The organism is Streptomyces enissocaesilis, assembly GCF_039533765.1.
Lineage (GTDB): Bacteria > Actinomycetota > Actinomycetes > Streptomycetales > Streptomycetaceae > Streptomyces > Streptomyces enissocaesilis.
This window is the reverse complement of the sequence record NZ_BAAAUD010000051.1, coordinates 270,016-283,937: the sequence shown is the minus strand read 5'-3', so window position 1 is coordinate 283,937 and position 13,922 is coordinate 270,016. Positions and strand designations below refer to the sequence as shown.

The following is a 13,922-nucleotide window of genomic DNA, read 5'->3' as shown; positions in this document are numbered from 1 at the left end:
TAGTGTGGGTTCAAGTGCTGGAGCCGGAGTCCGTAGTCCGTCAGAAGGGGGCGCGCGAAGCCCATGAGCGGTGTCATGAAGCGTATGGGGATGATCTTCCGCGCGAAGGCAAACAAGGCCCTTGACCGGGCCGAGGATCCGCGCGAGACCCTCGATTACTCGTACCAGAAACAGCTGGAGCTGCTCCAGAAGGTACGCCGCGGTGTCGCCGACGTGGCGACGTCGCGCAAGCGCCTCGAACTGCAGCTGAACCAGTTGCAGGGCCAGTCCTCCAAGCTGGAGGACCAGGGCCGCAAGGCGCTCGCACTCGGCCGGGAGGACCTCGCCCGCGAGGCGCTGTCCCGCCGCGCCGCGCTGCAGCAGCAGGTCACCGATCTGGAGACGCAGCACCGGACGCTCCAGGGCGAGGAGGAGAAGCTGACGCTCGCCGCGCAGCGCCTCCAGGCCAAGGTCGACGCCTTCCGCACGAAGAAGGAGACCATCAAGGCCACCTACACCGCCGCGCAGGCGCAGACCCGGATCGGCGAGGCATTCTCCGGCATCTCCGAGGAGATGGGCGACGTCGGCCTGGCGATCCAGCGGGCCGAGGACAAGACCGCGCAGCTCCAGGCGCGGGCCGGCGCGATCGACGAGCTGCTGGCCTCCGGCGCCCTGGACGACCCGTCCGGGATGGCGAAGGACGACATCGCCGCCGAGCTGGACCGCATCTCCGGTGGTACGGATGTGGAGCTGGAACTGCAACGCATGAAGGCCGAGCTGGCGGGCGGTCCGACGGCGCAGCAGCAGGCGCTCGAAGGCGGCGCGCAGGACGGGACGCAGCAGCCGACGCAGCAGTCGCAGCCCCGGCACAACTTCGACAAGCAGTAGGCCGCCCTCACTCCACCAAGGGAGAACGTCGTGATCGTACGGATCATGGGGGAGGGGCAGGTGAGGCTGGCCGACAGCCACCTCACCGAGCTGAACAAGCTGGACGACGAACTGCTCGCCGAAATGGAGAGCGGGGACGAGTCCGGCTTCCGGCGCACGCTCGGCGCGCTCCTCGAAGCGGTACGCCGCCTGGGGGAGCCGTTGCCGGACGAGTCCCTGGAACCTTCGGAACTGATCCTCCCGTCGCAGGACGCGACGCTGGACGAGGTCCGCGAGATGCTGACCGACGACGGCCTGATCCCCGGCTGACCCCCTCGGGTCCGTCCCCGGCCCCCTCGGGTCCGTCCCCGGCCCCCTCGGGTCCGTCCCCGGCCCCCTCGGGTCCGTCCCCGGCCCCCTCGGGTCCGTCCCCGGCCCTCTCGGGTCCGTCCCCGGCCCTCTCGGGTCCGTCCCCGGCCCTCTCGGGTCCGTCCCCGGCCCTCTCGGGTCCGTCCCCGGCCCTCTCGGGTCCGGCCCCGGCCCTCTCGGGTCCGGCCCCGGCCACCTCAATCCCACCTCCCGCCCTCCTCGGGCCCACCCAGACCACCTCAAGCCCGTCCGGCGATTGAGGACAAGGGGAGGCCCAGGGGCTTGCCCCGGCTTCGGGAAGGGGCGGGCAGGGCAACGGCTCCGCGCAGCGGCCCCTACCCGCCCCGCACCGCTGCCCCCCGCCCGCCCGCACCCCGTACCGTTGCGCCATGACTGCCCTCGGTACGGGCTGCGCCCGGTCCCGGTGCTGGCTCCGCGCACACCCCCTCGCCCTCGACGCCGCCCTGGCGCTCGCCGTGCTGGTGATGATCGTGGCCGGATCCTTCGCCGATCCGCACGGCAGCCCCAACGGACCGACCTTCGGCACCCGGGTCCCCGGAGCCCGCAGCGTCGTCCTGATGGTGCTCGGTTCCGCCGCCCTCGTCCTGCGGCGCCGCAGGCCCATGGGCGTACTCGCCTTCACGGGCGTGGTCACACTCGTCGAGCTCGTCGCGGGCGACCCGCCGGCGCCCGTCGCGATGAGCGCCGTCATCGCGCTCTACACCGTCGCGTCCCGCACGGACCGCCCCACCACCTGGTGCGTGGGCCTGCTGACGATGACCGGCCTGACGGCCGCCGCGATGTGCTTCGGCTCCGGCCCCTGGTACTCCCAGGAGAACCTGGGGATCTTCGCCTGGACCGGCATCGGGGCGACGGCCGGAGACGCCGTGCGCAGCCGCCGCGCCTTCGTCGACGCCATCCGTGAACGCGCCGAACGCGCCGAACGCACCCGGGAGGAGGAGGCCCGCCGCCGGGTCGCGGAGGAGCGCCTGCGCATCGCCCGCGACCTGCACGACGTCGTCGCCCACCACATCGCTCTCGTCAACGTCCAGGCGGGCGTCGCGGCCCACGTCATGGACAAGCGCCCCGACCAGGCCAAGGAAGCCCTCGCGCACGTACGGGAGGCCAGCCGCTCCGCACTGAACGAGCTGCGCGCCACCGTCGGCCTGCTCCGCCAGTCCGGCGACCCCGAGGCCCCGACCGAGCCCGCCCCCGGCCTCGCCGTGCTCGACCAGCTCCTTGACACCTTCCGCCACGCGGGCCTCCCGGTGGAGGTGGCCAGGCCGGACAACGAAGTGGCCGCCCCCCTCCCCGCCGCCGTCGACCTCGCGGCGTACCGGATCATCCAGGAGTCCCTGACCAACGTCCAGAAGCACGCGGGCCCGCACGCCAAGGCCGAGGTGAGCGTGGTCCGCGTCGGCTCGTCCGCCGAAGTCACGGTGATCGACAACGGTGCGAGGACGGCCGGGAAGGCGGCCGGGGGGACGGCGGGGGAGACCGCCGGGGCGGAGGGCCCCGAAGCCGGCGGCGGCCACGGCCTCACCGGGATGCGCGAGCGCGTCACCGCCCTCGGCGGGACCCTGACCGCGGGTCCCCGCTACGGCGGCGGGTTCCGCGTACATGCGATCCTGCCGTTCACGGCGCGTACCGGTACGGGGGAAGACACATGACGACGGCCACGACCATCCGCGTCCTGCTCGCCGACGACCAGGCGCTCCTGCGCAGCGCCTTCCGGGTCCTGGTGGACTCCGAGCCGGACATGGAGGTCGTCGGCGAGGCCGCGGACGGCGCCCGGGCCGTCGAACTCGCCCGCGCCCTGCGCGCCGACGTCGTCCTGATGGACATCCGCATGCCCGGTACGGACGGCCTCGCCGCCACCCGCATGATCAGCGAGGACCCGGAGCTGTCCGCGGTGCGCGTCGTCATGCTGACGACCTTCGAGGTCGACGAGTACGTCGTGCAGGCCCTGCGCGCCGGTGCCTCCGGCTTCCTCGGCAAGGGGGCGGAGCCGGACGAACTGCTCAACGCCATCCGCATCGCCGCGGCCGGTGAGGCCCTGCTCTCGCCCGTCGCCACGAAGGGCCTGATCGCCAAGTTCCTGGCCCAGGGCGGCAGTTCGGAGGACGACGAGGCCGCCGCGGCCCGTGCCGAGCGGCTCTCGGCGCTGACCGTGCGCGAGCGCGAGGTCCTCGTCCAGGTCGCGGGCGGCCACTCCAACGACGAGATCGCCGAGCGGCTGGTCGTCAGCCCGCTCACCGTCAAGACCCATGTGAACAGGGCGATGGCGAAGCTCGGCGCCCGCGATCGAGCCCAATTGGTGGTAATCGCGTACGAATCGGGTCTGGTGCGGCCGAGGGTGGAGTGAAGGTGTAGCGGCGCGTACTCCAGCTGCGGTATGCGCGGCACAAGAAAGGCACTTGGGAGCGAGGAACCGACCTCTTCGCATGGCTGATCGTATAAGCGGACCACCGTGTCCGCCTGCCTCGCACGCCACAGAAGAGAGACCCACCCATGTCCTGGCTGTCCAGATTCAGCCTCGCTCAGCGGGCGCTGATCGGTCTGATGTCGATCATCGCGATCGTCTTCGGCGCCATCGCGATACCGCAGCTCAAGCAGCAACTGCTGCCCACCATCGAGTTCCCGATGGTCTCCGTGCTGGCGCCCTACCAGGGTGCGTCCCCCGACGTGGTCGAGAAGCAGGTCGTCGAACCGCTCGAAAACACCATCAAGGCAGTCGACGGCATCACCGGCGTCACCTCCACGGCGAGCGAGGGCAACGCCGTGATCATGGCCCAGTTCGACTACGGCAACGACACCAAGCAGCTCGTCGCCGACGTCCAGCAGGCCGTGAACCGCTCCCGCGCCCAGCTGCCCGCCGACGTCGACCCGCAGGTCGTGGCCGGTTCGACGGACGACATACCGACCGTCCTGCTCGCCGTCACCTCGGCCCAGGACCAGCAGGCGCTCGCCGACCGGCTGGAGAACACCGTCGTCCCCCGCCTGGAGGACATCGACGGCGTGAGCCAGGTCGCCATCGACGGCGTACGGGACCTCCAGGTCGCCGTCACCCCCGACGGCAAGAAGCTCGCGGCGGCCGGCCTCGACGTCTCCGCGCTCAGCCGGGCCCTCCAGGCGGGCGGTGCCACCGTCCCGGGCGGCTCCTTCGCCGAGGACGGCAAGAGCCGTACGGTCCAGGTCGGCGGCGGCTACACGTCGCTGGAGCAGATCGAGGACCTGCGCGTCACCGCCGGCGCACCCGCCGGCCAGGGCGGCAAGCCGCCGAAGCCGGTACGCCTCGGTGACGTCGCCACCGTCGAGGAGCAGCCCGCCACCGCGGTCTCCATCACCCGTACCAACGGCAAGCCCAGCCTGTCCCTGGCCATCACCATGGACCAGGACGGCAGCGCCGTCGCCATCTCCGACGCGGTCACGGACCTCCTGCCCGACCTGCGCGCGAGCATCGGCGCGGACAGCGAGATCGCGGTCGTCTTCGACCAGGGCCCGGCGGTCTCCAAGTCGATCTCCGGTCTGACCACCGAGGGCGCCCTCGGCCTGGTCTTCGCCGTGATCGTCATCCTGGTCTTCCTGGCGTCGGTCCGCTCGACGCTCGTCACGGCCATCTCCATCCCGCTGTCGGTCGTCCTCGCGCTGATCGTGCTGTGGACCCGCGACCTGTCGCTCAACGTCCTCACGCTCGGCGCGCTGACCATCGCGATCGGCCGCGTCGTCGACGACTCGATCGTGGTCCTGGAGAACATCAAGCGTCACCTGGCGTACGGCGAGGAGCGCCACGCGGCGATCACCACCGCGGTCAAGGAGGTGGCCGGCGCGGTCACCGCCTCCACGCTGACCACCGTCGCCGTCTTCCTGCCGATCGGCCTGGTCGGCGGCATGGTGGGCCAGCTGTTCGGCTCGTTCTCCCTCACCGTCACGGCGGCCCTGCTCGCCTCGCTGCTGGTCTCGCTCACCGTGGTGCCGGTCTTCTCGTACTGGTTCCTGCGTCCCCCGAAGGGCTCCGAGGGCGTCGACCCGGCGGAGCTGCGCCGCAGGGCGGAGGAGAAGGAGGAGCGCAGCCGTCTCCAGCGGACGTACGTCCCGGTGCTGCGCTTCGCGACCCGCCGCCGCCTCTCCAGCCTGGCCATCGCGATCGTCGTCCTTCTCGGTACGTTCGCCATGGCGCCGCTGCTGAAGACCAACTTCCTCGACCAGGGCGAGCAGGACACCCTGTCCGTCACCCAGGAGCTGGAGCCGGGCACCAGCCTGGCCGCCGCCGACCGGGCCGCGCTGAAGGTCGAGAAGGCGCTCGACTCCATCGACACGATCAAGGACTACCAGGTCACGGTCGGCTCCTCGGGCTTCGCGGCCGCTTTCGGCGGAGGCACGGGCGCCAACCAGGCGACGTACCAGCTGACCCTTGAGGACGCCTCCGACTTCGAGGCCACCCAGGACCGGATCGACGAGGAGCTGGGCAAGCTCGACGGCATCGGCGAGACCACGATCGGCGCGGGCGGCGGCTTCGGCAGCCAGGACCTGAGCGTCGTGGTGAAGGCCGGTGACGGCGACGTGCTGAAGAAGGCGTCCGAGCAGGTACGGAACGCGGTCGCCGAGCTCGACGACGTCACCGACGTCCAGAGCGACCTGGCCCAGAGCGTGCCCCGGATCTCCGTCAAGGCCAATGACAGGGCGGCCGCCGCGGGCTTCGACCAGGCCACGCTCGGCGCCGCCGTCACCCAGGCGGTGCGCGGCACCACCTCGGGCAAGGCGATCCTGGACGACACCGAGCGCGATGTCGTCGTGAAGTCGGCCAGGCCGGCCACCACGCTGGACGAGCTGAAGAAGCTGAACCTCGGCCGGGTGGAGCTCGGTGACATCGCCGACGTGAAGCTGGTCGCGGGGCCGGTCTCCCAGACCCGGATCGACGGCGCCCGCGCCGCGACGATCACGGCCAAGCCGACCGCCGACAACACGGGCGCGGTGACCGCCGCGCTCCAGACGGAGATCACCGAGCTGGAGAAGGAGCTGCCGGAGGGCGCGAGCGTCGAGATCGGCGGCGTCTCCTCCGACCAGGACGAGGCGTTCGCCCAGCTCGGCCTGGCCATGCTGGCGGCCGTCGCGATCGTCTTCATGCTGCTGGTGGCGACGTTCCGCTCGCTCGTCCAGCCGCTGATTCTGCTGGTCTCCATCCCGTTCGCGGCGACCGGCGCGCTCGGCCTGCTGCTCCTCACCGGTACGCCGATGGGCGTCCCGGCGATGATCGGCATGCTGATGCTGATCGGCATCGTGGTCACCAACGCGATCGTGCTGATCGACCTGATCAACCAGTACCGGGACCAGGGCCTGGGCGTCGTCGAGGCGGTCCTGGAGGGCGGGCGTCACCGCCTGCGCCCGATCCTGATGACGGCGCTCGCGACGATCTTCGCGCTGCTGCCGATGGCGCTGGGCATCACCGGCGAGGGCGGTTTCATCTCGAAGCCGCTGGCGATCGTGGTGATCGGCGGTCTGATCACGTCGACGCTGCTGACGCTGCTCCTGGTGCCGACGCTGTACGCGATGGTGGAGCTCCGCAAGGAGCGCCGGGCCGAGAAGAAGGCGGCCAGGCGCGCGGCGAAGGCGGGCACCCGGGCTCCGTCCGGTCCCGACTCCGGCACCGGGTCGCAGGAGCCGGAGCCGGCGAAGGTCTGACCGGCGTACGGCACGGAACGGGGTGAGCCCCGGCCCCCTTCCCGGGGGCCGGGGCTCACCCCGTTCCGGGCCCGGCCGGGTCCGCTCGGGGGTCAGGGCTCCGGAACCTCGGGCGGCCCCTGGGGGATGGCGTGCACCTCGACCGGATCGCTCCCGGGCTTGCCGCCGGGGCCGGGGCAGGCCGAGGCCCGCGCGGCGATCTCCAGGGCCCGCTCCTCGTCCTTGACGTCGACCACCCAGTAGCCGGCCAGGATGCGCCCGGGCTCCGCGGGCCCGTCGGTCACCTTCGCCCGGCCGTCGCCCGTCGCCCGTACCGTCTTGACCATCGCGGGCCCGCCGAGACCACGGGCCTCCACCAGTTCGCCCGCCGCGCCGATCTCCTGGTTGAGCGCGTCCATGTGCGCGAACATCGCCAGCATGTCGTCCTTGGAGAACGACGACATCATGCCGTCCCACTCGTCGGCGGGCACGTTCATCTGGATCATGTACTCCATAGTCCTCACCCTTCCTCGCTTCCACGGTGGCAGGTGGGCGCAACCACCGCACCCCCTGACGCGAGGCGTGAGGGGGTGCGGTGCGAGACGTACGGGAAGGACGTGGACGTACGGCAGGGCCTACGGCAGCGCCAGCATCCGCTCCAGCGCGAGCTTTGCGAACTGCTCGGTCTCGCGCTCGACCTCGATGCGGTTGACGAGGTTGCCCTCGGCCAGCGACTCCAGCGCCCACACCAGGTGCGGCAGGTCGATGCGGTTCATGGTCGAGCAGAAGCAGACCGTCTTGTCGAGGAAGACGACCTCCTTGCCCTCCGGGGCGAACCGGTTGGCGAGCCGCTGCACCAGGTTCAGCTCGGTGCCGATGGCCCACTTGGAGCCGGCCGGAGCCGCCTCCAGCATCTTGATGATGTACTCCGTCGATCCGACGTGGTCGGCGGCCGCCACGACCTCGTGCTTGCACTCGGGGTGCACGAGGACGTTGACGCCCGGGATGCGCTCACGCACGTCGTTGACGGACTCGACCGAGAAGCGCCCGTGCACCGAGCAGTGCCCGCGCCACAGGATCATCTTCGCGTTCCGCAGCTCCTCGACCGTCAGGCCGCCGTTCGGCTTGTGCGGGTTGTAGAGCACGCAGTCGTCCAGCGACATGCCCATGTCCCGCACCGCGGTGTTGCGCCCGAGGTGCTGGTCGGGCAGGAAGAGGACCTTCTCGCCCTGCTCGAAGGCCCAGTCCAGCGCCCGCTTGGCGTTCGACGACGTACAGATCGTCCCGCCGTGCTTGCCGGTGAACGCCTTGATGTCGGCGGAGGAGTTCATGTACGACACGGGCACGACCTGCTCGGCCACACCGGCCTCGGTCAGCACGTCCCAGCACTCGGCGACCTGCTCGGCGGTGGCCATGTCGGCCATCGAGCACCCCGCCGCCAGGTCGGGGAGCACGACCTTCTGGTCGTCGGAGGTCAGGATGTCCGCGGACTCGGCCATGAAGTGCACGCCGCAGAAGACGATGTACTCGGCCTCCGGCCTGGCGGCCGCGTCCTTGGCCAGCTTGAAGGAGTCCCCGGTGACGTCGGCGAACTGGATGACCTCGTCACGCTGGTAGTGGTGGCCGAGGACGAAGACCTTGTCCCCGAGCTTTTCCTTGGCGGCGCGGGCGCGCTCCACCAGGTCCGGGTCGGAGGGCGAGGGCAGGTCGCCGGGGCAGTCCACACCGCGCTCGCTCCTGGCGTCGGCCTCGCGGCCGAGCAGCAGGAGAGCGAGCGGCGTCGGCTGGACGTCCAGTGGCTGGGCGGTGGTCACCACACGCACCCTTTCTTGTCTGCGAACACGCTTTTCGTCGATTTGACATTATCTATCATAACCGCTTCATGTCACTTTGACGATGCCGATGTCGTCGATGTGACGAATTGCCGTCGGCTCCGGCCCCGTGCCCCTGCGGAACGGGGTGTGCGAGCATGAATGGAGAAGGCAAGCGCTCGGACCCGGAATGAATCCGCGGCCGCGCCGGTTGCAACCGTCGGCAAGCAGTCCGTACAACCCGGGAGAGATGTAGATGTCCGTTCAGGACGACAAGACCACCGTGAGCGACGGCATTCTCCTGTCCGACGCCGCCGCGGCCAAGGTCAAGGCCCTGCTGGACCAGGAAGGCCGGGACGACCTGGCGCTGCGCGTCGCCGTGCAGCCCGGTGGCTGCTCCGGCCTGCGGTACCAGCTCTTCTTCGACGAGCGCTCGCTCGACGGTGACGTCATCAAGGACTTCGACGGCGTCAAGGTCGTCACCGACCGCATGAGCGCCCCGTACCTGGGCGGCGCCTCCATCGACTTCGTCGACACCATCGAGAAGCAGGGCTTCACGATCGACAACCCGAACGCCACGGGTTCCTGCGCCTGCGGTGACTCGTTCAGCTAGACCTGGACCGCGGTCCGAACCGCGCGTGGGAGAAGGCGGCCGCCCCCGGACCGGGGCGGCCGCCTTCTCCGCGCTCTGTGGCTTCTCCGCGCTCTGTGGCTTCTCCGCGCTCCGTGGCGTACGGGCCTAGGTGTGCGGCACCGTCTCGCCGCTCCGCGCGTCCACGACCTTCCGGCCGTCCAGCGGCCTGTCGAGCGTCACGGTCTTCGTCAGCTCCTTGGCGATCATGATGCAGGCCCGCCCCGGGTCCGGGTTGGTCTCGGTGATCCTCACCCTGACCACTCCGTCCTCCTCGCTGGCCTTCGCGCCGTAGTCGCTGCACACCCCGCCCCAGAAGCGCAGGGTCAGCTGGCGCCCGTCGGCGCTGTACGACTCGACGTGCCGGGCCGGCGCCGAGGGCTCGCCGCTCTCCGGCGGAGCGCTCTCACGCGGCGACGGCGGCGCGGACGGCTCCGCCAGGTAGTCCGGATCGACCGCGGGGTGGGGGATGGTGAAGGGCTGCGCGCCGCCTCCCGGCCTCACCTCGAAGAGCCACGAGGGTACGAGCGCCTGCCGCCCGTCGACGTACTGCGCCGACAGCCCGAAGACCGCCTTGCCCACGGTCACGGGCTCCGGCGCGGCCGGCGTCTGCCCGCCGTCCGTCCCGCACGGCTCCTCGGCGCCGGCCGCGCGGCCCCCGGCCCCGTGGGGCACGGGTGTGGCGCAGCCGCCGATGCCGGTCTTGCCGGCGCCCTCGCCGGCCCTGTTCAGCTGCTCCAGCGCCTCACCCGCGCTGATCACCGGGTACTCGGCGCCCTTCGTCGGGCTCTTCAGCTGCCCGCTGCCCCCCACCGGGCGGCCGTCGGCACCGATCTGGACCCCGGTCGCCCAGCCGTACGTCGGCAGCCCGCCCACCTTCGGGTCGGCGTTCACCACCCGCACCGCGCCCATCAGCTGGCGTGCGTCCAGCTCGGCGTCGCCCTGGCCCACCGCCTTCAGCACGGGCGCCGCCGCCTGCTTCGCGGCTTTCTCGCTCACCGCGGCCCCTTGGCCACCGGGCGCGTAGGAGGTGCCGGAGCACTTCTCGCGCTTGGTGCAGTTGTCGCTGCCGCCCCGGCCGTACTGCGCGAAGGTCCAGGTGCCCGGCGCCTGCCTGTTGACCTGGAGCACCGGTCCCGAGCCGTCCTTGGTGACGCCGGCCTTCCAGGCGGGGCCCTCCACGCGCGGCGTGCCCGATACGCCGAGCGCTTCGGCCAGCCGTGCCACCTCGGCCTCGGTGACCGTGCCCGACGCCCGGTACACCGGGGCGGAACCGGGCCCCTCCGGCAGCTTCCCCGCCGCGCGGTAGGTCGCCCCGCCGTTCGGACCGGGCTCGCCGGGTGCGACGCCCGGAGCGCCGCCGCCCGTACGGCCGTCGAGGTTCAGCGGCGGCGGAGTGCCGCCGTCCGCCGCCACGCCGCTCCCGGTGCCGCCGCCCGATGCGGTCGACGCCCAGTACGCCGCGCCACCCCCGGCCAGCAGCACCGCCGCGGCCACTGAGGCGGCCACCAGCGGGGAACGCCGCCCGCGGACGCCGCCCGCGTCCTCTTCCGGTCGCTCGGTGTTCACCGCATCGCTCCTTCGGCTGCTGGGCCGTCCTGTGCCGTATGTCGTATCCCTGTTTACGGGGGACACCGCTGGGACGGAACGGAAGAGCGCACGGTTCCCCCGTATGCCGCAGGAGCGGGACTCAGCCGCCGTACTCGGACATCCCGCCCACCAGCCGCGCCGAGGCGGGCGGCACGGTGATCCCGTGGATCAGGGAGGCCGGCACGGGGACCGGAGCGGGAGCCGCGGGCACCGTCCAGTGCGGGACCATCCGCGCGCAGTCTCCGCGCAGTTCCTCCAGGCCGCCGTCCTGCTCGGCCCGGACGGACACCGTGACGCTGTGCTTGTGCATGCGGGATACTCCCGTAGCTCTCGGGGCCGCACGTCCACGGACCCTGACATGGGCACCGTAAGCACCTCGGGCAACGGAAAAAAGCCCTACTATTGGGTAGTTTTGCCGCTTAGTGCGAAAGGGCTACGACCGGGTAGCGTGAACTGTCCTCACCCCTCGCCCGCAGGAGCGTCCTCGCCGTGCGTATCGCAGTCACCGGTTCCATCGCCACCGACCACCTCATGACCTTCCCCGGCCGCTTCGCCGACCAGCTGGTCGCGGAGCAGCTGCACACGGTCTCGCTCTCCTTCCTCGTCGACAACCTCGACGTACGCCGGGGCGGTGTCGGCCCGAACATCTGCTTCGGCATGGGCCAGCTCGGCGGCAACCCGATCCTGGTCGGCGCCGCCGGCTCGGACTTCGACGAGTACCGCGCCTGGCTCGACCGGCACGGGGTGGACACCGGCTCGGTGCGCATCTCCGAGGTCCTGCACACGGCCCGCTTCGTGTGCACCACCGACGCCGACCACAACCAGATCGGCTCCTTCTACACGGGCGCGATGAGCGAGGCCCGCCAGATCGAGCTCCAGGCGGTCGCCGAGCGCGTCGGCGGCCTCGACCTGGTGCTGATCGGCGCGGACGACCCCGAGGCGATGCTCCGCCACACGGAGGAGTGCAAGACCCGCTCCATCCCGTTCGCCGCGGACTTCTCCCAGCAGATCGCCCGCATGTCCGGCGACGACATCCGCACGCTGCTCGACGGCGCGACGTACCTCTTCTCCAACGAGTACGAGAAGGGGCTCATCGAGTCCAAGACCGGCTGGACCGACGCCGAGATCCTCGGCAGGGTCGGCCACCGCGTCACCACGCTCGGCTCCCGCGGCGTCCGCGTCGAGCGCGTCGGCGAGGAGCCGGTGACCGTCGGCTGCCCGGAGGAGGAGGCCAAGGTCGACCCGACCGGTGTCGGCGACGCCTTCCGTGCCGGATTCCTGTCCGGCCTCGCCTGGGGCGTCGGCCTCGAACGCGCCGCGCAGGTCGGCTGCATGCTGGCGACCCTGGTCATCGAGACCCTCGGCACCCAGGAGTACACGCTGCGCCGCGCCAACTTCATGGACCGCTTCACGAAGGCGTACGGCGACGGGGCCGCGGAAGAGGTCCGGGTGCACCTGTCCTGACCCCGAGGCACCCCCGCGCGGCGGAGCCGCGAAGTGTCACAGCGGGAAGGGGCGGGCGGCGGAGAGCGTCGCGGGCCCGTCCCTTCCCGCACCGTCAGGCGAGCCGCCGCACCACGTACGCCACGCCCCGCTCCGCGGCCCGCTCGCCCACGTACTCCTGTCCCCGCATCCCGCACCACGCCGGAATGTCCAGCCGCGCCGCCTCGTCGTCCGACAGCACCGTCACCGTCCCGCCGACCGGCACGTCGCCGATCACCTTGGCCAGCTCGATCACCGGGATCGGGCACCGCTTGCCGAGCGAGTCCACGACGAGCGACGGCGTGTCCGGCTGTTCGGTGGCGGACGGTGCGACCGGCGCCCCCAGCCGCTCCCGCACCCCCGCCACCGCACCCGGCAGCGCCTCCAGGAAGCGGTCCACGTCCTGCGCCTGCGTCCCCGCCGGGAGCGAGACCCGGACGTTGCCTTCCGTCAGTACCCCCATCGCCCGCAGCACATGGCTGGGGGTGAGCGTGCTGCTCGTACAGGACGAACCGGACGATACGGAGAAACCTGCCCGGTCCAGCTCGTGCAGCAGCGTCTCCCCGTCGACGTACAGGCACGAGAAGGTGACCAGGTGCGGCAGCCGCCGCACCGGATCGCCGACCACCTCCACGTCCGGTACGAGCTCGGGCACCCGGGCCCGGATCCGCTCCACCAGTGTCCGCAGCCGGGCCGCCTCGCCGGCCGCCTCCGCCCGTACGGCCCGCAGCGAGGCGGCCGCCGCCACGACGGCCGGCAGATTCTCGAAACCGGCCGCCCGCCCGGACTCCCGCTCGTCGGCGGGGCCTTGGGGGGCGAACCGCACCCCCTTGCGTACGGCCAGCAGCCCGACCCCGGCGGGGCCGCCCCACTTGTGGGCGCTCGCGGTCAGCAGCGACCACTCCCCTTCCACCGGACCCCACCCCAGCGACTGCGCCGCGTCCACCAGCAGCGGCACACCCACCGCCCGGCACTCCTGTGCGATTTCGGCCACCGGCTGCTCGGTGCCGACCTCGTGATTGGCGGACTGCAGGCACGCCAGCGCGGTGTCCTCGCGCAGCGCCCGCGCGTACGCCCCGGGGGCCACCCGGCCTGCCCGGTCCACCGGGACCTCCGTCGTCGTACCGCCCCGGCCCTCGTGCTCGGCGGCCGAATGGAGCACGGAGGAGTGCTCGACGGCGGAGACGACCAGGTGGCGGCCGACACGCCGACGCCCGGCGAGCGCGCCGGAGATCCCGGAGTGCACCGCGCGGGTGCCGGAAGAGGTGAACACGAGCTCGTCCGGGCGGCACCCCACGGCCTCCGCCGCCGCCTCGCGGGCCGCGTCCAGCAGCAGCCTGGCGCGCCGCCCCTCGCGGTAGAGGCGGGCGGGATCGGCCCACCCCTCGTCGAGCGAGGCCAGCAGGGCCTGCCGGGCGACGGGGTGCAGGGGGGCGGAGGACGCGGCGTCGAAGTAGGGCACGCCGCCACGCTAATCGCCGTTCTGGCGGGCCGGTGCCCCGCCACCAGGGAAATGGCCGTCAGGAGACGGT

12 protein-coding genes are annotated in these 13,922 nt (G+C 71.9%); 7 read left to right on the top strand and 5 right to left on the bottom strand.

From position 1 onward, the window contains the following. Nucleotides 1-75 precede the first annotated feature (75 nt). From ABD374_RS27105 to ABD374_RS27085, 5 genes are all read left to right on the top strand, one after another. The gene (locus tag ABD374_RS27105) at nt 76-867 is read left to right on the top strand and encodes a PspA/IM30 family protein (protein ID WP_344498390.1); all 792 of its coding nucleotides are present in this window, start codon (nt 76-78) and stop codon (nt 865-867) included. A gap of 30 nt (nt 868-897) precedes the next feature. After that, complete coding sequence (gene pspAA, locus ABD374_RS27100) at nt 898-1,176, top strand: PspA-associated protein PspAA (protein ID WP_344498388.1); 279 nt, start codon at nt 898-900, stop codon at nt 1,174-1,176. 428 nt (nt 1,177-1,604) lie between these two features. Next, entirely contained in the window at nt 1,605-2,885 is a 1,281-nt protein-coding gene (locus tag ABD374_RS27095) for a sensor histidine kinase (RefSeq protein WP_344498386.1), read from the top strand. Continuing rightward, nucleotides 2,882-3,580, top strand: coding sequence for a response regulator (locus tag ABD374_RS27090; protein ID WP_344498384.1), 699 nt, complete (start codon nt 2,882-2,884; stop codon nt 3,578-3,580). The genes ABD374_RS27095 and ABD374_RS27090 overlap by 4 nt, the downstream gene beginning before the upstream one ends. A gap of 146 nt (nt 3,581-3,726) precedes the next feature. Next, nucleotides 3,727-6,897 (top strand): efflux RND transporter permease subunit, encoded by a 3,171-nt coding sequence (locus tag ABD374_RS27085; RefSeq protein ID WP_344498382.1) that lies wholly within the window; start codon nt 3,727-3,729, stop codon nt 6,895-6,897. 92 nt (nt 6,898-6,989) lie between these two features. Here the strand turns inward: ABD374_RS27085 and ABD374_RS27080 are convergent, their stop codons facing one another. Together ABD374_RS27080 and nadA are read right to left on the bottom strand one after the other, a co-directional pair. Then, nucleotides 6,990-7,382 (bottom strand): YciI family protein, encoded by a 393-nt coding sequence (locus ABD374_RS27080; RefSeq protein ID WP_344498380.1) that lies wholly within the window; start codon nt 7,380-7,382, stop codon nt 6,990-6,992. A gap of 129 nt (nt 7,383-7,511) precedes the next feature. After that, on the bottom strand, nt 7,512-8,690 hold the full coding sequence (gene nadA, locus ABD374_RS27075; RefSeq protein WP_486388637.1) for a quinolinate synthase NadA: 1,179 nt from the start codon (nt 8,688-8,690) through the stop codon (nt 7,512-7,514). Between the two features lie 253 nt (nt 8,691-8,943). Here nadA and ABD374_RS27070 point away from each other — a divergent pair, with 253 nt between their 5' ends. After that, nucleotides 8,944-9,300 carry an iron-sulfur cluster assembly accessory protein gene (locus ABD374_RS27070; RefSeq protein WP_344498376.1) on the top strand — a complete coding sequence of 119 codons (357 nt, stop codon included), beginning with the start codon at nt 8,944-8,946 and terminating at the stop codon, nt 9,298-9,300. A 126-nt stretch (nt 9,301-9,426) separates the two neighbouring features. On the opposite strand, the gene ABD374_RS27065 is transcribed toward ABD374_RS27070, so the two are convergent. Together ABD374_RS27065 and ABD374_RS27060 are read right to left on the bottom strand one after the other, a co-directional pair. Continuing rightward, the gene (locus ABD374_RS27065) at nt 9,427-10,887 is read right to left on the bottom strand and encodes a hypothetical protein (RefSeq protein WP_344498374.1); all 1,461 of its coding nucleotides are present in this window, start codon (nt 10,885-10,887) and stop codon (nt 9,427-9,429) included. Between the two features lie 121 nt (nt 10,888-11,008). Next, complete coding sequence (locus ABD374_RS27060; protein WP_344498372.1) at nt 11,009-11,218, bottom strand: hypothetical protein; 210 nt, start codon at nt 11,216-11,218, stop codon at nt 11,009-11,011. 179 nt (nt 11,219-11,397) lie between these two features. On the opposite strand from ABD374_RS27060, the gene ABD374_RS27055 reads away from it, so the two are divergent. Continuing rightward, the gene (locus ABD374_RS27055; protein ID WP_344498370.1) at nt 11,398-12,372 is read left to right on the top strand and encodes a carbohydrate kinase family protein; all 975 of its coding nucleotides are present in this window, start codon (nt 11,398-11,400) and stop codon (nt 12,370-12,372) included. 94 nt (nt 12,373-12,466) lie between these two features. On the opposite strand, the gene ABD374_RS27050 is transcribed toward ABD374_RS27055, so the two are convergent. Then, on the bottom strand, nt 12,467-13,852 hold the full coding sequence (locus ABD374_RS27050; RefSeq protein ID WP_344498368.1) for a cysteine desulfurase/sulfurtransferase TusA family protein: 1,386 nt from the start codon (nt 13,850-13,852) through the stop codon (nt 12,467-12,469). Between the last annotated feature and the right edge of the window lie 70 nt (nt 13,853-13,922).